Origin of the sequence: Streptantibioticus rubrisoli, assembly GCF_024436055.1 — a bacterium.
Classification (GTDB): domain Bacteria; phylum Actinomycetota; class Actinomycetes; order Streptomycetales; family Streptomycetaceae; genus Streptantibioticus_A; species Streptantibioticus_A rubrisoli.
Genome location: NZ_JANFNH010000040.1, coordinates 15,350 through 38,497 on the forward strand (window position 1 = coordinate 15,350; position 23,148 = coordinate 38,497).

Here is a 23,148-nt window from a genome sequence, read left to right on the forward strand (position 1 = left end):
GTCCACGGACACCGCCGCCCCGCCCCTTTCAGGGGAAGAGGCGGCACGGCGGTGCGTTACGCCGGTACGACCTTCACGCCGTCGATGGTCGGCCCGCATCTGCTGTTCGGGTCGGTGGTGCTGATGAAGCGCACTGTGCTCCGCGCACCCGTCGCGGTGAACCGTACGGTCTCCGGCCGCCAGCCCATGTTGTTCGCGGAGTGCCCCGTGGTGTCGAAGGTGAAGTTGCTTGTGGTCTGGGCGGCTTGGAGCGTCATGGTCTTGATCGCTGGCGCGCAGGTGAAGTTGCCTGCGAAGAAGAAGCTGACGATGTAGTGCTGACCGGCGGTGGTGTTGAAGGTCTGGGCGAGCGCCCCGTTGATGGGAGCGGGAGGGTCGCCGTTCAGGTCGATCGACTGCTTGCCATCGGCGGCCTGGAAGGCGTCCGACCGTGTGATGTTCACCGAGCCCTGGGCGACCTGCCACGGCCCGATGAACTGTCCCGCCCGGTAGAGGACCACGGGGGCGTTGACCACCGGAGTCTCGAAGTCACCGTCGAACACCACTGAAGTGGGGTTGGGAGGTTTGGACACGGGCGCCGAGGGGCTCACGCCGGACTGCGACGGCTTGGCGCTCCGCGCCGAGGCGACCGGCGACGGGTTCGCGTGAGGCCGCCCCGGACTGCCGCCCGGCTGGGGCCCCAGGGGCTCAGACGGCGTCGTGCCGGGCGAAACCGGCGACGGCGACGGTGAGGGTGACGGGGGTACGGACGGAGACACGGGCACACGGCCTTCGGCGTGCGGGCGCGCGGCGGATCCCTCCGGCGGTAGCACGGAGGCGGCCACGGCGACGAGGAACAGGCCGGATGCCATCGAGACGCCCATGGCACTGGCGGCCACCCTGGCCCCCTTGCCGCCCGCCAGCCTCCGCCAGGCCCATCTCCGGTTGTGCGACTGGGAAGTTCGCCCCGTCCGGCCCGGCGATCCATGTGCCGGTCCGGTGCCGACCAGCGAGGCGAAGTAGCCGGCGAACGCCGGTCCCAGGAGCAGCGGAGCCAGTATGCCGCGCAGGCCGTCGGAGACCTCTCGAAGTTCCACCAGCAGTCCGGTACACCGCTCGCACCGGGCGAGGTGCTCCTCGACTCGGCGGCGATGTCGTTCCGCCAGGGACCCACGCAGGTAGGCGGCGAGTTTCGAGGCGCACTTGCGGCACTCGTGATCCATGTCCAGCTCGGGCAGATGCGCTTGGAGGTACTCCTTGCGTAACCCTTCGCGAGCACGACAGGCAAGTGCGGCAACGGCGTTGGCGGACAGTCCCAGCCGTGGCGCGACCTCGGCCGGGCTCTCCTCTTCCACCTCGGTGTGCCATAACACGGTCTGCCAGCGTTCGGGCAGCGCGGCGAAGGCCCGCCCGACCATTGACGCTTCCAGATCGGCCAGCACCGGGTCCTCGAAGGGGACCGCGCAGGCGTAGTCCTCCACTTCCGGCGTCGGCGTGGACCGCTTTCCGCGCACCGCCGCGTTGGTGGCGATCCGTCGTACAACCGTCAACAGATAGGGGCGAAACGCCTGTTTGGGTCCGCCACCGGCACGGATCGCGCCGAGCACCTGGGTGAACCCCTCGGAGGCCATGTCCTCCGCGTCCGCCGGACTGGGCGCGTAGAGCCGGGCCAGACAACAGGCTGGCCCGAAGTGCCGCTGGTAGAGAAGACCGAAGGCGGCGTCGTCCCCCTTCCTGGCCCGTCTTATGAGTTCCTCATCGGGTGGTTCCGCTGGTGCGCCGTCCTGCTGGCTCCCAAGCCCCTCGGGCCTCGGCCTGCCTGCCATCGCCCCTACTCCTCCAACCCCCGCCATAGACTCTGGCTGGTGGACGCACGGGTCTCAACGACCTCGGTGGCATCCGAGGGAAGGAACACTAGCCGCCTCGCGCATCGACGTTCGCCGGTTCGCAGAATCGTGCCCACAACGATTGCCGTACGCTCCGTCAGATGAGTCCATGACGCATGGCGTAGGCAACGGCATGGCAGCGGTTGCGGAGTTGGTAGCGGTTCTGGATGTCGTGCAGCACCTGCTTGACGGTACGCGGTGAGTAGGCGACCTTGGCCGCGATCTCGGCGGTGTCGAACCCTTCGGCGACCAGCCGCAGCACCTCGACCTCCCGGTCCGTGAGGTTGTTGAAGTTCAGCCCGCGCGGCCCCAGCACCTGCCGCTGCACACGGCCGACCTGGCCGAGCAGCCGTCCCAGCAGATCCGGCGGTACCGCCCCTTCTCCAGCCGCGGCCGATTTGACCACGCTGACCAGCCGTTCGGGGGTGGCTTCCCCGCGCCGAACCACCCCGACCACCCCGGCCTCCGCCACCGACACCAGGTCGGACTCGTCGATCTGCGCGGTGACGAGCACCAGCCGAGCCGCGCTCGCCTGAGCCACCGATCGCAGAACCCGCAGGCTGTCTTCGGACACCGCACCGGTGACGACCAAGGCGACCTTCGCCTGTTCCAACTCCGCATCAGCCAGAACCTCCACCTCCGGCCGGGGCTTGAGCGCCCCGGCCACACCGACCTGCGAGATGGGATCATCCGCGCGAACGCAGACGGGAATGCGCTCCATCCGTGCTCCTCCCCAGCGCACTGACGCCACGAGGACGTGGCGTCCTGTGAAACAACTCTGCGCTCGGCGCTGTGCGTGGACTGAACATGGACCTAACGCCGGTACGCCTGTCATGACGCGCTTAATGGTCGGCTCCGTAAACAGGTTGACTGTGGAGTGCGTTGTGTGTGGTGCGGGGACAGAGGCTGGGGTCGGTGAGGTAGAGGCCGCAGCGAACCCAGTCGGTCAGGCTTCCTTGTCAGCGAATCTGGCCGCTCTTCGGCCCGATGCCTTTGATCGTGGTCGGAGTTCCGTCCGGAGCGAACGAGTCGTGGAAGTGGAAGGCGTGCGGCCCGGAGCCATGGTCGTGGAGGTGCTCCAGCCTGGAAACCCCGTCCTGCCAGGTGGGTATCACGCCGTCGGCGACCCACCAGAACACGTAATTTGGCTGTCGTGTCCTCTCGAACCAGTCGTAACGCCTGTTCAGCGCCTCACGGTGCAGACCGGTGTAGACGGCGTCGAAGGCGGGGCGCAGGTCGGTCCAGAGTGAGAGGGTCGCGGCCAAGGCGGTGGTTTCCGGCGTATGGCCCTTGCCATACCAGGTCGGTACGGCGAACTCTCCCCATGCACCCCAGTCCGCCTCGAAGAGCGCGCCCCGGTCACCGTCTGCCGCTTCAGCACGCGCGAGGAACCCGGGGTGCTGACTGATCTGCCGGTAGACGGCCTCACCGATGTCGTAGAACTCGCGCGTGAGCGGTGCGGGAGCGGCGAGAGGTGACTTCAGGACGCCGAATGTGTACAGAGCAAGATGGGGCATGCGTCTCTTTCTGGTTGGGGCTGCCTGGCGTGGACCGGGTTCGGTGGCTTACGCATGGGGGCGAGGGTTCGTGGGGCGTGACCGACTCATCCCGTCGCGACTGGCCCAGCCTGAAGGACCCCTGTGCGACCGTGGGCGACCACCGAGGACCAGATGAAGGTAGCTGCCTCTGCGGGCCATGTCGAAGTTGCGTTTTCCCTGGCCAAGTGGCCTCTTGCACCGGTCATTGCGGGGGCTGGGGCCGTGACGGGCGGCGCAGGCTGCGGGGTACCAGTGATCCACTTCGGCCCAGCCAGCGACGAGGGTCGACGCCGACACGAACGGGGCGATGCCCCGCCGGGCGGCTTCGCGGGCCGGTTCCGGGCACGACCAGCGTGAGAGCGGTACTTCACTTGGCTCGGGCGACGTGCTGCTCCACAGTCCGCGGGGACAGGTGCAGCGTGGCCGTGATCTCGCGGTTGGTCAGTCCGGTGCCGGCGAGTGCCGCCACTTCCTGTTCGCGCGGTGACAGCCGGTTGCCGTAGCTGGGCCGACCCGGTGGGCGCCGAGGGGTGCGGCGGTGGGCCCGCAGTTCCGCCCGTACGCGCGCCATTCCCAGGACGCGCCGAGACCCTCCAACTCGTGAGCAGCAGCCTCCAGTTCGGCGATGCCCGTGGTGTCACATGTGCCCTTAGAACGTGGCCGCCCCGCGCCCGACCCCAACCCACCCGGACCCAGGCGGAGGTGGCGCTGGAGGACGACCGGGATGCCACAAGTTCCTTGCCGCTAAGCACGGTTGAGGCGCGCGACTGGCACGCCGCGTGTCGCCGCCCAGTCACCGGCGCCTGACGACGTACCCGCCGGCCTGAGGAAGCGGTCATGCCACGGCCCCCGCCCGGTGATCCGGGCGGGGGCCGTGCTACCGGGTGGCCCTCAGAAGGCGCCGGTGCCGTTCGGTGTGCCGAGCCCGGTGGGACCGTCGTAGCCGGGGCCCGCCGTGCACAGATAGCTGCCACCGCAGACGCCGTTGGAGCCCGAGGTGACATCGTTCAGCGCCGAGGTGTGGGCGTACGGGTACGAACCGTACTTCACCGCGGCCGTGTTGCCTGCCAGCGCGTACACACTGGCGATGATCGGCGAGGCCGCGCTGGTGCCGCCGACCTGGAGCCAGCCGTCCGCGCCCTGGTTGATCCCGAGCGAGAGCAGCGTGTCGCACAAGGCGCCGGTACCGCAGCTGTTGTACGTGTCGTACACCGCGACACCGGTGTTCGGGTCGGCGACCGCGGAGACATCGGCGACCGTGCGCTTGGCACAACCGGCGTCCTTCTGCCAGGACGGCTTGGGTTCGTACGCCGAGCAGCCGGAGCCCGCACCGCTGGTCCCGGTCGTGGAGCCCCACGCAGTCTCGCTCCAGCCACGGGAATTGGACGCCTGCTTCAGCGACGTACCCCCGACGGCCGTGACGTACTGCGAGGACGCGGGCCACAGGACCCCGTAGCCGGAGTCGCCCGAGCTGGCCGTTATGGCGATCCCGGGGTGGTTGAAGTGGCTGTCTGCGGCCAGGATCGTGTTGTCCTCGCTGCCGCCCCAGCTGTTGGATATCGAGACGACGCCGGGTGTGGCGGCGGCCGTGTCCTCGGCCTTGCCCAGATCGTCCGTCGTGGGCGAGTTGGCCTCGACGAGCTGGATGTGGCAGTCGGGGCAGGTGGCCGAGACCATGTCCAGGTCGAGGCTGATCTCCTCGGCCCAGCCGTAGTCCGCGGTCGGCATCGGCGAGGCCTGGCCGTCCTGGTTGACCTTGTGGAAGCAGCCGTTGGCGGTGGTGCACGCTGGCAGGCCGTACGCCTTGCGGTAGGCCGCGAGGTCGGACTCCGCGTTCGGATCGTCCTGGGCATCGACGATAGCCACCGTGCGACCGCCGCCCGAGGTCCCGCCGAGGTGGTAGGCGGAACGCAGGTCGGAGGGCACATAGCCGACCGACGTGGGGGAGCCGGTGGTCAGCGGTGCCAGTCGGCCCGATGAGGTGCGGTGCGCCCGCATCTCGCCGAAACAGTGGACCTGTCCGGCCTGGAGGGGGTGTGCGCAGCCGAAGCCCATTGTCGCGGACGGGGATTTGGCGGCAGTCGTGGCGGCCTGGGCGCCGGTGGCGGCCACCCCGGTGGTCAGCGTCGTGACCGCGAATGTGAGGGTCGCGGTCAGCGCCGCCGCCATCCGCCGGGTGCGGCGTCTGCCCGGCTCCGGGGGGTCGTCAACTGGCTTGGGATTTCGTTCTATTTGACGTTCCATCAGCCATCCTGAGGGTGGGGCACTCTTGCGGCTCTGCGCACTTGAAAGGGTCCGGGAGGGGGGAAAGTCCGGACCGCGATTACGTGCTGTCAGGCTTGGGCCCTGTCACCTTGCAGCCTTGTTACTGGATCGTCAAGACCATGACAACAGGCGATGTCCGGCAAGCGGGCATTCGTCGCCCGAGCTGCGGCGATGAGTTTCGACGGGCTCGACTGGGCTGCACCCTGTGAGCGAAGTGGAGGCGTCTTGTGCCCGTCCGATGAGGACCGGGGCGGACAGGCGCTGGAGTGAGATGGTGTCCAGATGGAGGAAGTCGGCGGTGGCGATCCGTGGGCTTCGGCGGTGAGGAGTCGGAGGCAGGTCGGCCCGGAGCGCTGTGGGTGGGGTCGATGCCGACGGCGTGCGGGATCGCCCATGCCGTGGAGGGGCGATCGGGTAGCCGACGCGGGGGAGTTCGCGTTGTGTCCGGCGGTCGCCCCAGGTGCTGCTCTCCCGGGCCACCAGGCGCAGGATGAACTGCTTGACGACGGGAGCGGTAGCAGGTCGGCCGGGACGGCGGCGGTGAGTGAACGTCCACTTGCGCGCGTTGAGTTACGGTGCCACGCCAGAAGCGTGGTGGGGTGACGGCAGAGACTTTGGCGCGGACGGTGGCCGTGCTGGTGGCGTGGCCGAGGCGGCGTGGTTCGCCAGGCACGCGGCCGAAGCCCCACGGCGGATTCCCGGTGCCGAGCCGGATGTTCAGGTCGCGGACTTCTTCGGATAGCGACGCGCGCCCCGAAGAGGTCGCCTCCCCGCCGGTGCGCGGCCGAACCCCGGTCCGGTGCGCAGCCGAACCCGGACCAGCCCCCTGACGACATGCCTGTCCGTGCGGCCTCCTAATATCGTTTCGCATTCTTCGGCGGACGCTCATGCCAACTTGGCGGTGCCCGCCGCCCAACGCCCAACACGGCACAACGCCTTCACCGCACGGCGGTGGAGTCGTGCATCGGGGAGGAACGTTCATGCACGCCCGGAGAATCGGCGCGGCCGCCGCAACAGCGGTAGCGCTTCTGGCTGCCCGCGACCTCATTCAGAAGAGGCACGCACTGCTCCGGAACTTCCCGGTGATCGGGCACGCCCGGTACCTGTTGGAGACGATCGGGCCGGAGCTGCGGCAGTACATAGTGACGTCCAACGAGGAGGAGCGCCCGTTCAGTCGTGACCAGCGCACCTGGATCTACGCGTCGGCGAAGGAGGAGAACAACTACTTCGGGTTCGGAACCGAAGTCGACGTCGAGCACGTGCAGGGGCACGCCTACCTGAAGCAGCGCACGTTCGCCAGCACTCTGCCCGACGCGCACGACCCGCAGGCACCGCTGCCCTCGGCCAAGGTGCTGGGCGGGCCGCGCGGGCGCGCCAAGGCGTTTCGACCGGCGAGCGTGGTGAACATCTCGGCGATGAGCTTCGGATCGCTCTCCGGCGCGGCCATCACGGCGCTCAACAAGGGGGCGGCGCTGGCGGGCACGATGCACAACACGGGCGAGGGCGGCCTCTCGCCGTACCACCGCAACGGCGGTGACCTCGTCCTCCAGATCGGCACGGCCTACTTCGGGTGCCGCAACGAGGACGGCAGCTTCAACCTCGACAAGCTCAAGGACGTGGTCGCCAGTGCGCCGGTCAAGGCGATAGAGATCAAACTCTCGCAGGGGGCCAAGCCAGGGCTGGGCGGGATGCTGCCGGGCGCGAAGGTGACCCAGGAGATCGCCGGGATCCGCGGCATCCCGGTCGGCAAGGACTGCGCCTCTCCTTCGCGGCACACCGCGTTCAGCGACGTTGACTCGATGCTCGACTTCGTCGAACTGCTCGCCACCGAGACCGGTCTGCCCGTCGGGGTCAAGAGCGCGGTCGGAGATATGGGCTTCTGGCAGGAGTTGGCCTCGCTGATGGCGCGTGGTGACCGTGGTGTCGACTTCGTGACCATCGATGGCGGCGAGGGCGGCACCGGGGCGGCGCCGCGGATCTTCGCCGACTCGGTGTCGCTGCCGTTCCGGATGGGCTTCTCCCGGGTCTACGGAATCTTCGCCGAGTTGGGGCTGACCGACGACCTGACCTTCATCGGCTCCGGCAAGCTCGGCCTGCCAGAGAACGCCGCGGTCGCCTTCGCTCTGGGTGCCGACATGATCAACGTGGCCCGTGAGGCGATGTTGTCCATCGGCTGTATCCAGTCGCAGAAGTGCCACACCGACAAGTGCCCCACCGGCATCGCCACCCAGAGCCCGTGGCTGGCGCGTGGCCTGGACCCGGCCTCGAAGGCAACCCGGGCCGCCGTCTATCTGCGCACCCTGCGCAGGGAGTTGATGAAGGTCTCGTCGGCCGTCGGCGTCGCCCACCCGGCACTCATCACCGCCAACGACATCGAGATCATGAACGGTGACTACGAGGCTCGCACCCTGGCCGGCGTCTACGGCTATAAGGACGGCTGGGGCGAGCTCGGGCCGCACCTGGCCGATGAGATCACGGCACTGCTCGCCACCAAGCCGACCGCCCCGCAGCGGCCGAGCGTCTGACGCACCGACAGCGACACGCACCGCGCTCAGTGCTCCACTGCGCGCGCAGGCGTGGCACCACCCGGTCTCGCCCCCGCCCACCTGCCCTTGCCCCCACAACCCGTCCGTGCCGAGGCGATCACAACATGACTGAAGAAGTGAGATTCAAGAGCGTCGTCGGCCCCGAACTGGCCGGATCGATTGACCTGCCAGAAGGCGAGATCCGGGGCTGGGGGATCTTCGTCCACGGATTCACGCTCGGCAAGAACTCGCCGGCCGCCTCGCGTATCAGCAAGCAGCTGGCACGCGAGGGGATCGGGATGCTGCGCTACGACAACCTCGGGATCGGAGACTCCGACGGCGACTGGGGGGACGGTTCGTTCACCGTCAAGGTCCAGGACACCGTCCGTGCGGCAACCTTGATGGCAGAGCGGGGGACCCCGGCAGACCTGCTGGTGGGGCACTCGTGGGGAGGCGCCGCCGCCATCGCCGCAGCGGCCGAGGCAACCGGCGTCCGCGCGGTCGCCACGATCGGGGCGCCTGCCAACCCCAGCCACGTCGAGAGACAGTACGACGCGGTCATGGACCGTGTTCTCAGTGAGGGATCGCACGAGTGGTTCGTCGGCGGGAGGACCCTGGTCCTCAAGCGGGCCTTCGTCGAGGACGTCCACCAAGCTCGCCTGCAGGACCGGATACGCGAGTTGCACCTGCCGCTACTCGTCATGCATTCGCCCACCGACGACACCGTCGACATCGCCAACGCCGGGGAGATCTTCCGCGAGGCACGACACCCGCGAAGCTTCGTCTCGCTCGAAGGAGCGGACCACCTCATGACCGCACGAGGACAGGCGCAGCGAGCCGCCCACATCATCAGCGCCTGGGCCGACCAGTACATCCACCAGTCACGGCCCGGAGGACCCGGCACGCACAGCGGGTGACGCGGCGAGCGGCCCACCAGGGTGCCCCCGGCCGGGCCAGGACGCCGCGACGGGCCAGCCCTCGGGGGACGTGTTGCGTTGCTGTGACGCTGTACGGACGGTTCCTGGATCATGGGCTGCCAGGCTGGTCCCCGTCGATCAGAGCGGCGAGCGGTCGAGTGGCCAGCAAGGTCCGGGGGAGGCGGCGGCGCGGCTCTGGCATCAGGCTTCACCGACTCGATGTCCCTGGGGGGATACACCATGTCAGAACGCGATCGCAGAACCGCTGCCGCCATCGCTCTCGCCGCCGCGGTCACCGGTACCGCGCTGCTGGGTGCCACCGGCTCCGCCACGGCCGCACCGGCGGCCAAAGGCAGCTCGCACGGAACCCTGACGATCAGCAACGGCACGAAGAAGGTGTTCATCAACGGCCGTTGGGTGGACTTCGGGGTGAAGGTCACCGACCTCGCCTGGTCGCCGAACGGCGCCAAGGCGGCCTTCATCGACGGCTCGGGCAACCTGGACGTGGCCAACCCCGACGGCAGCGGTCGCGTCGTCGTCGCCAAGAACCCCGGCGGTTGGACCTGGTCCCACCCCACCTGGCAGGTGTCCCCGGGCGACCGCCGGGTAGGCATTCCAGCGAAGGACAACCTCATCTTCGCCTCCTACGCCAAGGGCACGGCCCGCCTGGAGTACGTGTCAGCCACCGCCGTGCACGGCACGCCGAAGGCGCTGAGCCTCTTCGGCTACCCCGGCCCCGGTGGCGGCTCGGTGCCGCAGACTGGCAATGTGTGGCCCAACGCGGCTGGTTCTCATGGAACGTCTGTCTACGCGAACGTGAACACGGGCGATGTCTACATCCGCGACGACTACCTGCGTCAGATGGGTGGTGTGGTCACCAAGGGCCGGGAGCCCGCTCTGTCGCCCAACGAGGAGGAGATCGTCTTCGTGCGATCCGTGGCGGGCCACGACCACATCCTCGAGGAGGACCTCAACAACCACTCCGTCAGGGACCTTACCCCGCACGCCACCACCGACTACACCACGCCCGCCTGGTCTTCCGACGGCACCACGATCGCCGCGCGGACCCACAACGGCACGGTGACCGTTCCGGCCAATGGCTCCGCAGATCCGACCAAGGTCACCTCGGCCGTCGGCATGCCTGCGTACCGCCGCTGACCCCGTCCGCCGCAACCGGCCGGGCTCCCCTGGCGGGTGGCGTCACCGCGCCGCCCGGGCGAGCTCGGCCCGCAGTTCGTCCAGGTGCGCGTCGGACGTCTCGTGCGGCAGGAACTCGACCACGTCAAGGAAGCGGAAGAGGACCTGGCTGCTGGTGATGGCGTACTCGTACTCCGCGAATCCCACCACCGCCCCCGTCGCGCCGCGGACCGCGCCACGGACAACATGCGCGGTGATGTCATCCGGCTGATCGGCCGTCAGTCCGCGTCGAGCATTCGGCCTGGCCAGGTAGGGGCAGACCATCGAGGCGTACAGCATGCACGCCCGGTGTCCCGGGCCCTCCAGGGTCGGTGTGAGATTGCGGTACGGCCGCCCGGCGGCCAACGCCTCACCGATCGCGGCGGATTCGTTGGCACCCACCACACGCCACACCGGACCCTGCGGCATCACCGTGTCGCACACCGAGCACAGCCGCTCGCGGGCACACTCGGCACTGCGTTCGTAGTCGGTGAGGGCGAACCGGGGCTCGTCTCCCTCCCACGGTGTGATCGCCGGGACAGGATAGCCACGGACATCACGCGGCCGGGCCTCAACGGTCGACGGCATGGGAACCTTCTCGAAGCGCATGACCCATGCCTACCAGGCCCCAACTCACCATGCCACGGCCGGTCGTGTGGGTTTCGTCGCTCTGGCCGGGCAGCCGGGCCTTGGGCGAATGCGCCGGAAGCCTCTGCGGATGCGGGCAGGGTGAGGCCGTTCGGTACCCGCCCGGGTCTCCGGGGGCTCCTCACCATGCCCGGTACCGGTGCTCCGGTCGGCCCGTTGCGCCGTACCGCAGTTCGAGCCGGGCATGCCCTGCCCGTACGAGGTAGGACAGGTAGCGGTGGGCGGTCGCCCGGGACACACCCGTCGCCTCCGCGACCTCGGCCGCGGACAGGTCCCGTTGGGCCGACCGCACCACGTCCCGTACCAGTGCGAGCGTCGGTGCCGAGTGGCCATGGGCCGACCCGGCGGGCAGGGCGCTCGGCCGGGCGGCGTTGAACAGCGCGTCCACCTCGGCCTGTTCGGTCTCCGCCTGCGGGTCCAGTGCGTCCACCCGGTGGCGCAACTCCCTGTAGGAGGTGAGCCGTTCGGCGAGTGCGGCGAGTCCGAAGGGCTTGACGAGATACCCCACGGCACCCAGTTGCATCGCCGTCCGCACCGACGCGACATCGCGCGCCGCTGTCGTCATGATCGCGTCGGGGCGCGTTCCGGCCGAGTCGCCGGTGAGCCGCCGAAGCACATCCAGTCCGCTGCCGTCGGGCAGATACACATCGAGCAGCATCAGGTCCGGTTTCAGCGAATTGACCGCCGCCAGCGCGTCGGCGACCGTCCCCGACCGTCCCACCACTTCGAACCCCGGCACACGACTGACGTAACCGGCGTGGATGCCGCTGACTCGGAAGTCGTCCTCCACGACGAGGGTTTTGATCACCAGTCTGCTCCCTTCTCGGCCAGTCCGGCCGCGGGCAGCGTCCGCGGGGCGGAGGCGGCGTCCGGCCCTGTCCCGTGGGGCTGCGGCAGGACGACGGTGAAGACCGCACCTGGGCCTTCGCTGACGTCGATCGTTCCCCCGTGCCGCTGCACCAGCCGGTGTACCAGGGCGAGCCCGAGCCCGCGACGCGCGGTGCCGCGGTCGGGACGGGTCGACCAGCCGTCCTCGAAGATCCGCTCCCGTACCACGGCTGGTACGCCGGGACCGCTGTCCGCCACCCGTACCGTCACCTGCGTGGCGTCCTCGGCCATCGAAAGGCGCACCTCGGGCGGTCCCTCGCCGCCGGAGGCCGCCGCATCCACCGCGTTGTCCACCAGATTGCCGACGATCGTCAGCAGCCGGTCCAGGTGGGGTGGCCGCTCGCCCAGTTCGGAGTCCCGGCTGAGCACAAGACGCACCCCGCGCTCCGCCGCGACCATGGTCTTCGCCATCACCAGGCCGACCATCAACGGATTGCCGATCCGCTCACGCACCGACTCGGCGAGCGACGGGTTCGCCCCGGCCGATCCGACCGCGAACTCGAACGCCGCGTCGTGCTCGCCCAACTCCAGCAGACCGGCGAGGATGTGCATGCGGTTGGAGAACTCGTGCTGCTGGGCACGGAGCGCGTCGGTGAGGCCGCGCACCGAGTCCAACTCACGTAGCAGTCCCACGAGTTCGGTTTGGTCGCGTACGGTGACCACAGCGCCGAGTTCACGGCCGTGCAGGGTCACCGGCATCCGGTTGAGCACAAGGCAGTGGCTGTCGGTGACCACGGTTATGTCGCTGCCGGTGAGGGTGCCGTCCAGGGCGCGGCGCAGCCGTCCGTCCGGCAGCGTCTCGTCCAGCCGCGACCCCAGCCCGGCGCTCAACCCGAGCAGTTGGCGCGCCTCGGCGTTGACGACCGTGATCCTGCCGAGCGGATCGAAGGCGACCACGCCTTCGCGGATGCCATGCAGCATCGCCTCGCGGTCCTGCAGCAGTCCGGCGATGTCGTCGAGTTCCAGGCCGAACGTCGACTTCTTGAGCCGACGGGCGAGCAGGGACGCGGCGCTGGCACCCACCGTAAGGGCAATTCCGGCATAAAGGGCAAAGGTTGGCAGCTCTCCCCAGAGTTGTCTGGCGACCTGTTTCTCCGAGATGCCGACCGAGACCTCGCCGAGGAGTGTGCCGCTGGGTGTGCGCAGTGGGGCCTTGCCGTTGGCGGAACGGCCGGTGAACCCCACGTCGATCCCCACGTGCGTCCTGCCGTCGGGTCGCGCACCCCCGTCACGCTTGCCGATGAGGGCCGGGTTGGGGTGCGAGTGCCGGATTCCGCGCAGGTCGAACACCACGACGTAGCGGGCACCCGAGGCCGCCCTGATCCGTTCCGCGATCCGCTGCACCGCGTCGCCGCGTCCGCCGAGTTCCATGGCCCGCACCAGCTGCGGGTCGGAGGCGGTGGTCGAGGCGATGGCGAGCGCCTGGTTCTCGTACTGCCGGTCCAGCTGAGCGCTTTGCGCGAAGGCAAGCAGAACGAAGCCGATGGCGCTGGTCAGAGCGAGGATGGCCAGTTGCCACACAAGAATGCGGGCATACAGCTTCCTGTTGCGGCCGCGCCACCCGCCGAGCCGATTCAACGCGCGAGTGGGCATTGCGCCGATTGTGCATAGCCGAAAGCGTTCTGCCTACCCCCTTCGGCTGCGAGCACAATGCGCAGAACTCTTCTTAACGCGGGAAAGCCGCGCAACGCGCGCAAGGCTCGTCGGCCCGCCGTACCCGCCCTATGGTCTCGTCACCCGCTTGAAACCCCCGCGAAACGCATGGGTGCCCGGGGCTGAAAGGAGACAGATGTGATGGCTGCTGTGAGCAACCATACGGCGAGCCGGAGGGCGGACCGAGCCGAGCGGGAGGACGCCCGGATCGAGATCTCCGGGCTCACGAAGCGGTTCCTGACACCCGGCGGTGAGCTGTTCACAGCGTTGCGTGACGTTACGTTCACGGTTGAGCCGGGCCAGTTCTGCGCGGTGGTGGGCCCGACCGGCTGCGGCAAGTCGACGACACTGAGCATGGTCTCCGGGCTCGACCGGCCGAGCGAGGGCTCGGTCAAGGTCGGCGGCCGCGAAGTCGACGGCATCACCGACGGTGTCAGCTTCATGTTCCAAGCGGACGCTCTGCTGCCGTGGAAGACCGTCCTCGGCAACGTGCTGATGGGCCCGGTCTTCCGTGGCGTCCCCAAGCAGGAGGCCCACGCGTCGGCGCGCGACTGGCTGCGCCGCGTGGGCCTGACGGGGTTCGAGGACCGCTACCCCCACCAGTTGTCGGGCGGTATGCGCAAGCGGGTGGCGATGGCCGCCGCGCTGATCAACGAGCCGAAGATACTGATCATGGACGAGCCCTTCGGTGCTCTGGACGTGCAGACCAAGGCGATCATGTCGACCGAACTGCTGAGCCTGTGGGAACAGATCCGCCCGTCGGTCATCTTCATCACCCACGACCTCGACGAGGCCGTGGCGCTCGCCGACCGCGTCGTCGTCATGACGTCCAGCCCCGGTTCGGTCAAGGCGGTCTTCGACATCGACCTGCCGCGTCCGCGCGGTTCGGTCCAGGAGATCCGCTTCCAGCCCCGCTTCACCGAACTCCAGCACCAGATCTGGGACACGCTGCGCGAAGAAGTGGAGCGCGCCTACGCACGCACCGCAGGAGGTACGGCATGAGCATGACGTCCACCACCACCGCCGCGGTCCCCGAAAGCGCGCAGGCGTCAGCCGCGGCCGCCAAGCGAGCCGCACGGCGGCGCATCGCGTCGGTGTGGGCGGGCCGCATCGGTCTCGCGGTCATCGCCATCGGCGGCTGGCAGGCATGCACCACCTGGGGAGTCGTCGACCCCTTCTTCTTCGGGCAGCCGTCCGGCATCGCCAAGCGGCTGGTCGACCTCTTCCAGCACGGCACCGAGTTCGGGTCCTTCTACTCCAACATCTGGACCACGATCCAGGAGGCGCTCATCGGCTTCGCCGTCGGCGCGCTCGCCGGAGTCGTCTTCGGCGTCGCGCTGGGCCAGAGCCGCTTCCTGTCCGATGTGCTCGGTCCCTACATCAAGATGGTGAACGCGATTCCGCGCATCGTCCTCGGTTCGATCTTCATCGTCGCCTTCGGCATCGGTGTCCTGCCGAAGATCCTGCTCGCCGCGGTGCTGGTGTTCTTCATCGTCTTCTTCAACGCGTTCCAGGGCGTGCGGGAGGTCGACCGCAACATCCTCGCCAACGCCAAGGTGCTCGGCGCCTCGCAGACGCAGATCATCCGTCACGTCATCGTGCCCTCCGCCCTCACCTGGATCATCGCCAGCCTGCACTCCGCCTTCGGCTTCGCCATCGTCGGCGCGCTCGTCGGCGAGGTGCTCGGCGCGCAGAGCGGTCTCGGCCTGGTCATCAAGACCGCACAGAACAACTTCGACCCCAACGGCGTGTTCGCGACCATGCTCGTCATCTCGGTCATCGTGCTCGGCGCCGAGTGGCTGATCGGCAAGCTCGAACGCCGACTGCTGGCCTGGCGCCCGCCAGCCCCGTCCGAGTCCAACGTCCTGTGACCACCACTGTCCCCTCCTCACCCTCTCCTCACCCCCACCCCTGCCCCGGGTTGCGTTTCCCAGAAATCCCGAAAGGAGCCTGGCACGCCATGCTCAAGAGATCCCTCACCGCGTCCCTCGTCACCGTCCTCGCCCTTGGCGCGGCCACCGCGTGTTCCAGCAGCTCCGGCACTTCGTCCAACGCCAGCGGTACGCCGACGGTGACGCTCATGGTCGGCGGCATCGACAAGCAGATCTACCTGCCCTACCAACTGGCGCAGGACCTGGGCTTCTACAAGAAGTACGGCGTCAACGTGAAGTTGAGCACCGAGACCGACGGTGGCGTCGGCGCCGAGGACGCGATGGCCTCGGGACAGGTCGACATGGCAGGCGCCTGGTACAACCACACCATCGACTTCCAGGCGAAGGGCAAGTCGGTCGAGGACGTGGTCCAGCTCTCCGGTGCGCCGGGCGAGCGTGAGATGTGCGCCACCAAATCGGGCGTCCACTCGGCGGCGGACTTCCGCGGCAAGACCCTCGGCGTCACCGACCTCGGTTCGGGCACCGACACCCTGACCAAGTTCCTGGCCGCCAACAAGGGGATCAAGCCGGACCAGTTGACCCGGATCGGCGTCGGCGCGGGCTCGACCGCGGTCGCCGCACTGCAGAACGGCAAGGCGGCGTGCGTGATGACAACGCAGCCAACGGTCACCGCGATTGAGAAGAAGGGCATCGGCTACTCGGCCATCGACCTGGCCAGCACCCAGGGTGCCCAGTCCGCGATGGGCGGGGCCTGGCCTGCGGCTGGCGTCCTGGCCCGCACCGACTGGGTCAACTCCCACAAGGACACGGTGCAGAAGGTCGTCGACGCGCTGGTGGCCACCATGCACTGGATCAACACGCACTCCGCGGCCGACATCGCCGACAAACTGCCGCCGTCGTTCGTGAACAACGCCCTGGTCACCAAGGCCGATTACATCGCCGCGCTGAACCAGGACAAGGGTCAGTTCCTCCCCGACGGCATCATGCCCGCGAGCGGACCCAAGACTGCCCTGGCGACGGAGGAACTGGCGGGCAACGCCACCTCCTCGATCAACCTGGGCACGACGTTCACCAACGACTTCGCCATCAAGGCCAACAAGCTCGAGGGCTTCACCATCAAGACGACCGCGGCCGGACCCAACGGCTGAACTGAGGCACACGACCACACGGGCGCCCAGGTGACAACGGCCACCTGGGCGCCCGCCGACCGAGCCCCCAAGGCATTTCTCAAGTGTGAACGGCCTGACTACGTTCGGGATACGGCGAAAGGTATGTATCCGGCTCGGGTTGGAAGTCCCCGAGCCGACAAAGAAGTCAGGAGCGATCGGCATGGCAAAGGGATATCTGGTCGGCACGTACCGATCGGTGCGCGCACCGGAAAGGCTTGCCGCGTACGGGGAGTTGGCGAAGCCCGCGCTGGAGGCGGCTGGCGGCCGGATTCTGACCCGCGGCGGCAGGGGGACCGTATTCGAGCCGGGGGTGCCCGAGCGCACGGTCCTGGTGGAGTTCCCCAGCTACGCTGCCGCGGTCACGGCCGACGAGAGTGAGGACTACCGCGGGCCATCGCGGTGCTGGACGACGGTGCGGAGCGGGATGTGCGGATCGTGGAGGGGCTTGACTGAGCGCCCCGGCCATCGGCGTGGTCCCGCAGGCAACGGTGAGGAACCCGTATGCCGCGTGTCGCGGCGGCGTAACCGCGTTCCGCCCGCAGGGCTCGCGCCCGCAGGCACGGGTGACCGGGCGTGCTAGGTTCTGGCCATGGCGAGAGAACAGCGCCAGGCCACGATGGCGGATGTGGCGCGCAAGGCTGGGGTCTCGGTCTCCACGGTCTCGCGGGCGCTGAGGGGTTTGCCGACGGTGTCCCCCGATGCCAGGGACCGAGTGGAGCGGGCGGCCCGCGAGTTGTCGTTCGCCCTTTCCCGTAGCGCGTCGAGCCTGGTGACGGGGAAGACCGGTCGCGTCGCCGTGCTCATGCCCGGTCTGGAGCGCGCGCCCTGGTTCCTCGGTACCGCCCTGACCGGCATGGCGAGCGGGCTCAGCGAGGCTGGTCTGGACCTGCTGGTCTATGTGGTCACCAACGAGGCGGAACGCGCGGAGTTCTTCGATAGGCTCCCGGCCCGCCGCAACGCGGACGCGTTGATGGTGACGTCGTTCATCCTCACCGAGGAGGAGCGGGAGCGCCTGGACGACCTCGGCGTGCCGGTGGTCTTCGCCAGCCAGCACGCCCCCGGCCGCGCCAGCGTCTATGTCGACGACGTGGCAGCCGCCCACCAGGGCGTCCGGCACCTGATCAACCTCGGGCACCGGCACATCGCCCATCTGCGCCTGGCGGTCGAGGACTCGTTCGTATGGAGCGCACAGGACCGGCTCGTCGGCTACCGGCGCGCACTGAAGGAAGCCGGGCTGCCCTGGGACGACTCCCTCGTGGTGCACGCCGAGTACGGCCGTGGCGGCGTCCGCCGGGCGGTCGGCTGGTTGCTGAGCCTGCCCCAGTTGCCCACCGCCGTCTTTGTCGAGTCCGACGAGATGGCCTTCGAGGTGCTCGGCGTGCTGCGTTCCTGCGGGATCGACGTGCCCGGCCGGATGTCCGTTCTCGGCTTCGACGACCACCCTCTGGCGGAGGCCATGGACCTGTCGACCATCGCGCAGTCGGCGTGGGACACCGGGCGTGAGGCCGCCGGGCTCGTCTCCTCCATCCTCGCCGAGCCATGCGGCGACCCGGCCCGGCACGTGGTGATCCCCACCCGGTTCATCCCACGCGGGACCACGGCCGCGCCTCCGCAGGACGCCGCAGCGGTGTCCTCGGGCGGCGGGACTCAGTGGGGAGCGGCGTCGGCGGACCCCACTGAGGGGTTCTGAGCCGTCGGTGGCCGGTGATCCGCCCGGCGCTCGGGCGGCGGGGCCGTGGTGGCCCGCGGTATGAGCCGCGTGGGGAGCACCACGTGCCGGGCCGGGTCACACTCGGGATCGCTGATGATCGCCTGGGCCAGCCGTGCCGCCGCTCGACCGATCTCCTCGGCGGGCTGAGCGATCGTCGACAGGCCCATGGGCTCGGCGAGGTCCTGGTCGTCGAAGCCGAGAACGGACATCTGGTGAGGCACGCGAATACCGCAGGAGCGCAGGACGGCGAGGGTCTCTATGGCCATCTGATCGTCCTCGACGAAGATCGCCGTCGGCGGTTGCGGCAGGCTCAGCAGCTGGCCGACGGCCTCGCGGATGCCACGGCGGCCGCGGCCGCGGACCACCAGGCTCTCGTCGTAGGGTGATTCGGCCTCCTCCAACGCCCGCCGGTAACCCACCAGTCTGTCCTGTGAGCTCCAGGCGAAGGCGGTGTCGTCCTGTGACTGCAGGAAGGCGATGCGCCGGTGCCCGAGGTTGAGCAGGTGCCGGGTGCCGCTTCGGGCGCCCGCGATGTCGTCCACGTAGACGCTGGCCCGGTCCGGGGCGTGCTGGCTGACGTAGACCACGGGCATCCCCAACGCGTCGAGGCGCTCGCGTTCCTCGCGCTTCAGGGCGAAGGAGACGACGAGCAGGGCATCGGCATTGCGCTGGGCGGGCAGGCGCCGGAAGAACTCGGTGCGCTCGCGCATGTCCGTCACGCAGTAGACCAGCAGGTCCAGCTCGCACTCCCGCAACACCGAGGCGACGCCGGACACCGCGGCACCGAGGAACCACGCCTCGACCCCCGGCGTGAGCACGGCGACCCTGCCGGTCCTGCCCGTCACCAGACTCGACGCGCTGCGGGAGACGGCGAACGACAGCTCGCGGGCGGCATGTTCAACGCGGCGGCGGGCCTCCGGCGACACCGACGCCATGCCACGCAGGGCCCGCGAGACCGTGGACACCGAGACTCCGGCCACGCGTGCCACGTCCGCCATGGTGGCTTGGGGTCGGGCTTCGGGCATAGCGGGAACCTAGCACGATCCGTGCAAGCGCTTGAATGCCTGTGCGCCAAGGGATTTGGCGAAGCGTGCACCACGGGCATCAAGGTAGGGGTCCGCGCAGGGCCGAGCACCTGCGGTGACATCGCTGTCATCCTGGGCCGCCGAGGGTCTGACGCGCCGTTTCACCGGTGCCAGCAGGGCCTTCGGTGATAACGGTGGTAAATCAGCTGGACACACTGTCTTGACAGGGCGTTTACGCGAACCTACGTTGCAAGCGTTGTCACGCGCTGCTCGGCCAACACCTGGGCCTTGGGCCGCCTTCCCCGTTCCCCAACAGAGCAGCTCAGCCGGTTTGGGCTGATCCCCGAGCACCGGCATGACTTCCGCCCGTCCACCCGTCGACCAAGCCGGATGAGTCGGGGCCGCAATCGTGGTCACCGACACGACCGAGGCCACCGAACTTCCGAGCACCGGGACGGATCCAGCGCCACTGGTACCCGTCCACGGACACGATCCCTCCCCCTCCCTCACCGCCTACCGCGCCCGACGCCGCCCGCGCCCCGCCGGTGCCGCACGTCGGCCCCCGAACCCCAGGAGGCTTCCCTTGACTCTTCGCAGACCTCGAGCCCTGACGGCGGCCGCCGCGGGACTGCTCGTGCTGGCGGGCGCTACGGCGTGCTCGTCCGGCGGCCAGTCGGCCTCGGCGGACGCCTCCTCGGCGACCGGAACGATCACCTGGATGTCCGCCCCGCTCGGGCCGAGCGGTACCGACGCCCGCAAGGACCTGGTCGCCGCCTTCGAGAAGGCCAACCCGAAGATCACCGTCAAGCTGGTGAACGCCCCCACCGACACGGACACCATCCGCTCCACCCTGACCACCCAGATCTCCGGAGGGGCCGAGACCCCGGACGTCTACGACGGCGACGTGGTGTGGCCCGCCCAGTTCGGTCAGGCCGGACTGGCCGTCCCACTCAGCGACCACCTGCCGTCCGACTTCTGGAACCGCTTCACACCCGGTCTGGTCAAGTCCATGACCTACCAGGGCAAGGTGCTGGCCGCGCCCTTCTTCAACGACCAGGCGTTCCTGTACTACCGCAAGGACCTGCTGGACAAGGCGCATCTGCCGGTGCCGACCACCTGGGAACAGGTGCAGAAGGAAGCCGCGCAGCTACAGGCGGACCACCAGGTCAAGTACGGCTACGTGGGCCAGGGCTCCTCTTACGAAGGGCTCACCTGCGACTGGACCGAGATGATGACCGACGCGGGCGGCACCACGCTGGACGCCGCCGGGAAGCATGCCGCGATCGACTCGCCGCAGTCGCAGCACGCACTGGAGTTCATGCGGTCCCTGATCAGCGGTGGCGTCGCCCCACAGGCAATGACGTCCTTTCAGGAACCGCAGTCGGAGCAGCTGTTCACCAGCGGCCAGGTCGCGTTCCTGAGGAACTGGGCCTACGCCTACGCCGACGCCAACTCCTCGGCCTCGCAGGTCTCCGGCAAGGTTGGGGTGACCACCCTGCCCACCTTCTCCGGTCGGCCCGGTACCGGGCACTCGACGATCGGCGGCTGGAACCTCTACGTCAACCCGCACACCAAACACCTGGGCGCGGACCTGGCGTTCATCAAGTTCATGACCGGGTCCGAGGCTCAGCGCATCCTGGCGACCAAGGCGGGGATGATCCCCACCAACGCCGCCGTGCTCTCCGACCGCAGTGTGCAGGCAGGCAACCCGACGCTTGCGGTCGCGGCGAAGAACCAGCTGGTCGCCCGCCCGTCCTCGGTGCCGAACTACCCCCAGGTGAGTCAGGCCGTCTACACCAACATCAACGCGGCGCTCGCCGGGTCGACGTCACCACAGGCGGCGCTGAAGGCAGCGGCCTCCCAGATCGACAGCGCTCTGTCCAAGGGCGGCGGGCTCTAGCCCGAATCCCGCACGGGCCCGCCATCGCCGACCGGCCTGCCGGGCCCGTGCACCGCCCCCGCACCGCCGCCGACCACGCAGGAGCTTGCCATGACACCCGTACCGCACAGCGTCCCGACCGCCGACCGAGCCTCACCACCACCGCTGCCACCGCGCGCCCGCGCGGCGCACCGGGCCCCGACCGCGTCCGGCGGGCGGCCGCGATCCCGGCCATCGCTGCGCCGCCGGTACGCGCGGCTGGGGTGGCTGTTCGCGTCACCAGCCCTGCTGGTGATCCTCGGCGTGACGATCTTCCCGATCGTCTTCTCCGTCATGATGAGCGTCAGTCACGTCACCGTCCTCGGCGGGGGTTTCCAGCTCTCCGGCATCACCGGTGACAACTACGCGGTGCTGCTGCGCTCGGACCGCTGGTTCCACGCCCTCGGGTTCACCGTTGTCTACACCGTCGTCACCGTGGCCGCCGAGGTGGTCCTCGGTACCGCGGTCGCCCTCGTCCTGGAGCGGCTGACCGCGGGGCGCAGTTGGATGATGGCGCTGCTCCTGCTGCCCTGGTCGATGATCACCGTCATCTCCGGCGAACTGTGGGACTACATCTACAACGGCGTCTACGGCGTGCTCAACGCCATCGTGGAACCGCTGCTCGGCCACGGCGTCAACGTGCTCGGCACCCCGCTGCTCGCCGGTATCGCCATGGGGGCCGCCGACGTGTGGAAGACCACCCCCTTCGTGGCGATCATCGTGCTGGCCGGTCTGGTCATGCTGCCCGGCGATGTGACCGAAGCGGCGCGGATGGACGGAGCGGGCGGCTGGACCATCTTCTGGCGGATCCGGCTGCCGCTGCTGCGGCCCACCATCGCCATCGCCGTGCTCTTCCGCATCCTGCAGGCGTTCGGCATCTTCGACCTGCCGTTCGTGCTCACCGGCGGCGGGCCGGGGGACTCGACCGAGTCGCTCGCCATGCTCGGGTGGCGCGCGATGTTCCAGGACCTGAAGTTCGGGCCAGGGGCCGCCGTCGCCACCAGCACCGCGGCCATCGTGCTCATCGGCTGCCTGCTGTTTCTGAAGGTCTTCCGCTCCCAGGTCGGTAACGAGGAGGTGGGCATATGACCACCAGCACACGAAGCTCCCGCGGTCGGCGTCGCCTGTTCACCGGCACCCATCTCGCGGCCCTGCTGGTGGCACTGTTCACCGCGGCCCCGCTGTACTGGATGGTGGCCGGTTCCCTGAAGAGTCCACGGGAACTGGGCGCGGTGCCACCCACACTGTGGCCGCACAAGCCGACGCTGAACAACTATTCCGACGCCTTCAGCCACTACGGCTTCGCCACCTACTTGGAGAACTCCGCGCTGGTATCGGTGGTTTCTACCGTGCTGGTACTGCTGCTCGGGACGTTCGCCGGATACGCCCTGGGGCGGCTGCCGGTACGAGGCAAGTCAAACATCATGGTCGTCCTGCTGATGATCTCGCTGTTCCCCACCGTCGCGGTGGCCGCTCCGCTGTACCTGCTGTTGCGCGACATCGGCTGGCTCAACAGCTACCAGGGACTGATCCTTGCCTACACCGCGTTCAACCTCCCGTTCGCCATCTGGATCCTGCGCAACTACTTCCTGTCGATCCCCAAGGAGATGGAGGAGGTCGCGTGGATGGACGGGGCGTCTCCGCTGCGCACGGTGTTCTCGGTGATCCTGCCGCAGGCGAAACCGGGACTGTTCACCGCGGGCATCTTCACCTTCGTCTCCTGCTGGACCGAGTTCCTGCTCGCCCTCACCCTCAACAACAGCGACCGCTACCGCACCATTGCCGTCGGCATAGCGCTCTTCAACGGCCAGTTCACCATCCCCTACGGCGACATCTTCGCCGCCGCCATCGTCAGCATGCTGCCCGTCGCCATCCTCGTCCTCGTCTTCCGGCGCGCCGTGGTCTCCGGCCTGACCGCCGGAGCGGTCAAGGGATGACTTCCGCACTCACCGACGCCT

19 protein-coding genes and 1 pseudogene are annotated in these 23,148 nt (G+C 68.9%); 11 read left to right on the forward strand and 9 right to left on the reverse strand.

What is annotated here, in order from left to right; genetic code table 11:
• Nucleotides 1–56: 56 nt before the first annotated feature.
• From NON19_RS25580 to NON19_RS25600, 5 genes are all read right to left on the reverse strand, one after another.
• Nucleotides 57–1,805 (reverse strand): choice-of-anchor C family protein, encoded by a 1,749-nt coding sequence (locus tag NON19_RS25580; RefSeq protein ID WP_255931427.1) that lies wholly within the window; start codon nucleotides 1,803–1,805, stop codon nucleotides 57–59.
• A 157-nt stretch (nucleotides 1,806–1,962) separates the two neighbouring features.
• Nucleotides 1,963–2,586: a helix-turn-helix transcriptional regulator gene (locus NON19_RS25585; protein WP_255931428.1), complete on the reverse strand. Its 624-nt coding sequence runs from the start codon at nucleotides 2,584–2,586 to the stop codon at nucleotides 1,963–1,965.
• Nucleotides 2,587–2,824: 238 nt separating this feature from the next.
• Nucleotides 2,825–3,382, reverse strand: coding sequence for a DUF3291 domain-containing protein (locus tag NON19_RS25590; RefSeq protein WP_255931429.1), 558 nt, complete (start codon nucleotides 3,380–3,382; stop codon nucleotides 2,825–2,827).
• 388 nt (nucleotides 3,383–3,770) lie between these two features.
• On the reverse strand, nucleotides 3,771–3,974 hold the full coding sequence (locus NON19_RS25595) for a response regulator transcription factor (protein WP_372514285.1): 204 nt from the start codon (nucleotides 3,972–3,974) through the stop codon (nucleotides 3,771–3,773).
• 320 nt (nucleotides 3,975–4,294) lie between these two features.
• Nucleotides 4,295–5,572 carry a S53 family peptidase gene (locus NON19_RS25600; RefSeq protein WP_372514288.1) on the reverse strand — a complete coding sequence of 426 codons (1,278 nt, stop codon included), beginning with the start codon at nucleotides 5,570–5,572 and terminating at the stop codon, nucleotides 4,295–4,297.
• 1,076 nt (nucleotides 5,573–6,648) lie between these two features.
• On the opposite strand from NON19_RS25600, the gene NON19_RS25605 reads away from it, so the two are divergent.
• The 3 genes from NON19_RS25605 (at nucleotide 6,649) to NON19_RS25615 (ending at nucleotide 10,268) form a co-directional block, all read left to right on the forward strand.
• Nucleotides 6,649–8,193, forward strand: a complete 1,545-nt coding sequence (locus tag NON19_RS25605) for an FMN-binding glutamate synthase family protein (protein ID WP_255931431.1) — start codon at nucleotides 6,649–6,651, stop codon at nucleotides 8,191–8,193.
• A 125-nt stretch (nucleotides 8,194–8,318) separates the two neighbouring features.
• Entirely contained in the window at nucleotides 8,319–9,110 is a 792-nt protein-coding gene (locus tag NON19_RS25610; protein ID WP_255931432.1) for an alpha/beta hydrolase family protein, read from the forward strand.
• 240 nt (nucleotides 9,111–9,350) lie between these two features.
• On the forward strand, nucleotides 9,351–10,268 hold the full coding sequence (locus NON19_RS25615; RefSeq protein WP_255931433.1) for a TolB-like translocation protein: 918 nt from the start codon (nucleotides 9,351–9,353) through the stop codon (nucleotides 10,266–10,268).
• Nucleotides 10,269–10,310: 42 nt separating this feature from the next.
• Here NON19_RS25615 and NON19_RS25620 read toward each other — a convergent pair whose 3' ends face one another.
• The 3 genes from NON19_RS25620 to NON19_RS25630 all read right to left on the reverse strand — a co-directional run bounded on the left by NON19_RS25620 (nucleotide 10,311) and on the right by NON19_RS25630 (nucleotide 13,415).
• On the reverse strand, nucleotides 10,311–10,874 hold the full coding sequence (locus NON19_RS25620) for a hypothetical protein (RefSeq protein ID WP_255931434.1): 564 nt from the start codon (nucleotides 10,872–10,874) through the stop codon (nucleotides 10,311–10,313).
• A gap of 181 nt (nucleotides 10,875–11,055) precedes the next feature.
• On the reverse strand, nucleotides 11,056–11,742 hold the full coding sequence (locus tag NON19_RS25625) for a response regulator transcription factor (protein ID WP_255931435.1): 687 nt from the start codon (nucleotides 11,740–11,742) through the stop codon (nucleotides 11,056–11,058).
• The gene (locus tag NON19_RS25630; RefSeq protein WP_255931436.1) at nucleotides 11,739–13,415 is read right to left on the reverse strand and encodes an ATP-binding protein; all 1,677 of its coding nucleotides are present in this window, start codon (nucleotides 13,413–13,415) and stop codon (nucleotides 11,739–11,741) included. The genes NON19_RS25625 and NON19_RS25630 overlap by 4 nt, the downstream gene beginning before the upstream one ends.
• 201 nt (nucleotides 13,416–13,616) lie before the next feature.
• Here NON19_RS25630 and NON19_RS25635 point away from each other — a divergent pair, with 201 nt between their 5' ends.
• The 5 genes and pseudogenes from NON19_RS25635 (at nucleotide 13,617) to NON19_RS25655 (ending at nucleotide 18,226) form a co-directional block, all read left to right on the forward strand.
• On the forward strand, nucleotides 13,617–14,477 hold the full coding sequence (locus tag NON19_RS25635) for an ABC transporter ATP-binding protein (protein ID WP_255931437.1): 861 nt from the start codon (nucleotides 13,617–13,619) through the stop codon (nucleotides 14,475–14,477).
• Nucleotides 14,474–15,346, forward strand: coding sequence for an ABC transporter permease (locus NON19_RS25640; RefSeq protein WP_255931438.1), 873 nt, complete (start codon nucleotides 14,474–14,476; stop codon nucleotides 15,344–15,346). The genes NON19_RS25635 and NON19_RS25640 overlap by 4 nt, the downstream gene beginning before the upstream one ends.
• Nucleotides 15,347–15,435: 89 nt before the next feature.
• The gene (locus NON19_RS25645; RefSeq protein ID WP_255931439.1) at nucleotides 15,436–16,515 is read left to right on the forward strand and encodes an ABC transporter substrate-binding protein; all 1,080 of its coding nucleotides are present in this window, start codon (nucleotides 15,436–15,438) and stop codon (nucleotides 16,513–16,515) included.
• A gap of 181 nt (nucleotides 16,516–16,696) precedes the next feature.
• Nucleotides 16,697–16,989 (forward strand): annotated as a pseudogene (locus NON19_RS25650) (DUF1330 domain-containing protein).
• Between the two features lie 136 nt (nucleotides 16,990–17,125).
• Nucleotides 17,126–18,226, forward strand: coding sequence for a LacI family DNA-binding transcriptional regulator (locus NON19_RS25655; protein WP_255931440.1), 1,101 nt, complete (start codon nucleotides 17,126–17,128; stop codon nucleotides 18,224–18,226).
• Here the strand turns inward: NON19_RS25655 and NON19_RS25660 are convergent.
• On the reverse strand, nucleotides 18,184–19,272 hold the full coding sequence (locus NON19_RS25660) for a LacI family DNA-binding transcriptional regulator (protein WP_255931441.1): 1,089 nt from the start codon (nucleotides 19,270–19,272) through the stop codon (nucleotides 18,184–18,186). The two genes, NON19_RS25655 and NON19_RS25660, sit on opposite strands and share 43 nt — an antisense overlap.
• Before the next feature lie 583 nt (nucleotides 19,273–19,855).
• Here NON19_RS25660 and NON19_RS25665 point away from each other — a divergent pair.
• From NON19_RS25665 to NON19_RS25675, 3 genes are all read left to right on the forward strand, one after another.
• The gene (locus tag NON19_RS25665; protein ID WP_255931442.1) at nucleotides 19,856–21,172 is read left to right on the forward strand and encodes an ABC transporter substrate-binding protein; all 1,317 of its coding nucleotides are present in this window, start codon (nucleotides 19,856–19,858) and stop codon (nucleotides 21,170–21,172) included.
• Nucleotides 21,173–21,262: 90 nt separating this feature from the next.
• Nucleotides 21,263–22,279: a carbohydrate ABC transporter permease gene (locus NON19_RS25670; protein WP_255931443.1), complete on the forward strand. Its 1,017-nt coding sequence runs from the start codon at nucleotides 21,263–21,265 to the stop codon at nucleotides 22,277–22,279.
• Entirely contained in the window at nucleotides 22,276–23,127 is an 852-nt protein-coding gene (locus NON19_RS25675; protein WP_255931444.1) for a carbohydrate ABC transporter permease, read from the forward strand. The genes NON19_RS25670 and NON19_RS25675 overlap by 4 nt, the downstream gene beginning before the upstream one ends.
• The last annotated feature ends 21 nt before the right edge of the window (nucleotides 23,128–23,148 follow it).

Bases quoted from the DNA above. Each gene is read 5' to 3' on its own strand.
- NON19_RS25580 (WP_255931427.1), bottom strand. From the start codon at position 1,805: ATGGCAGGCAGGCCGAGGCCCGAGGGGCTTGGGAGCCAGCAGGACGGC.
- NON19_RS25585 (WP_255931428.1), bottom strand. From the start codon at position 2,586: ATGGAGCGCATTCCCGTCTGCGTTCGCGCGGATGATCCCATCTCGCAG.
- NON19_RS25590 (WP_255931429.1), bottom strand. From the start codon at position 3,382: ATGCCCCATCTTGCTCTGTACACATTCGGCGTCCTGAAGTCACCTCTC.
- NON19_RS25595 (WP_372514285.1), bottom strand. From the start codon at position 3,974: ATGGCGCGCGTACGGGCGGAACTGCGGGCCCACCGCCGCACCCCTCGG.
- NON19_RS25600 (WP_372514288.1), bottom strand. From the start codon at position 5,572: ATGGCGGCGGCGCTGACCGCGACCCTCACATTCGCGGTCACGACGCTG.
- NON19_RS25605 (WP_255931431.1), top strand. From the start codon at position 6,649: ATGCACGCCCGGAGAATCGGCGCGGCCGCCGCAACAGCGGTAGCGCTT.
- NON19_RS25610 (WP_255931432.1), top strand. From the start codon at position 8,319: ATGACTGAAGAAGTGAGATTCAAGAGCGTCGTCGGCCCCGAACTGGCC.
- NON19_RS25615 (WP_255931433.1), top strand. From the start codon at position 9,351: ATGTCAGAACGCGATCGCAGAACCGCTGCCGCCATCGCTCTCGCCGCC.
- NON19_RS25620 (WP_255931434.1), bottom strand. From the start codon at position 10,874: ATGCCGTCGACCGTTGAGGCCCGGCCGCGTGATGTCCGTGGCTATCCT.
- NON19_RS25630 (WP_255931436.1), bottom strand. From the start codon at position 13,415: ATGCCCACTCGCGCGTTGAATCGGCTCGGCGGGTGGCGCGGCCGCAAC.
- NON19_RS25635 (WP_255931437.1), top strand. From the start codon at position 13,617: ATGGCTGCTGTGAGCAACCATACGGCGAGCCGGAGGGCGGACCGAGCC.
- NON19_RS25640 (WP_255931438.1), top strand. From the start codon at position 14,474: ATGAGCATGACGTCCACCACCACCGCCGCGGTCCCCGAAAGCGCGCAG.
- NON19_RS25645 (WP_255931439.1), top strand. From the start codon at position 15,436: ATGCTCAAGAGATCCCTCACCGCGTCCCTCGTCACCGTCCTCGCCCTT.
- NON19_RS25655 (WP_255931440.1), top strand. From the start codon at position 17,126: ATGGCGAGAGAACAGCGCCAGGCCACGATGGCGGATGTGGCGCGCAAG.
- NON19_RS25660 (WP_255931441.1), bottom strand. From the start codon at position 19,272: ATGCCCGAAGCCCGACCCCAAGCCACCATGGCGGACGTGGCACGCGTG.
- NON19_RS25670 (WP_255931443.1), top strand. From the start codon at position 21,263: ATGACACCCGTACCGCACAGCGTCCCGACCGCCGACCGAGCCTCACCA.
- NON19_RS25675 (WP_255931444.1), top strand. From the start codon at position 22,276: ATGACCACCAGCACACGAAGCTCCCGCGGTCGGCGTCGCCTGTTCACC.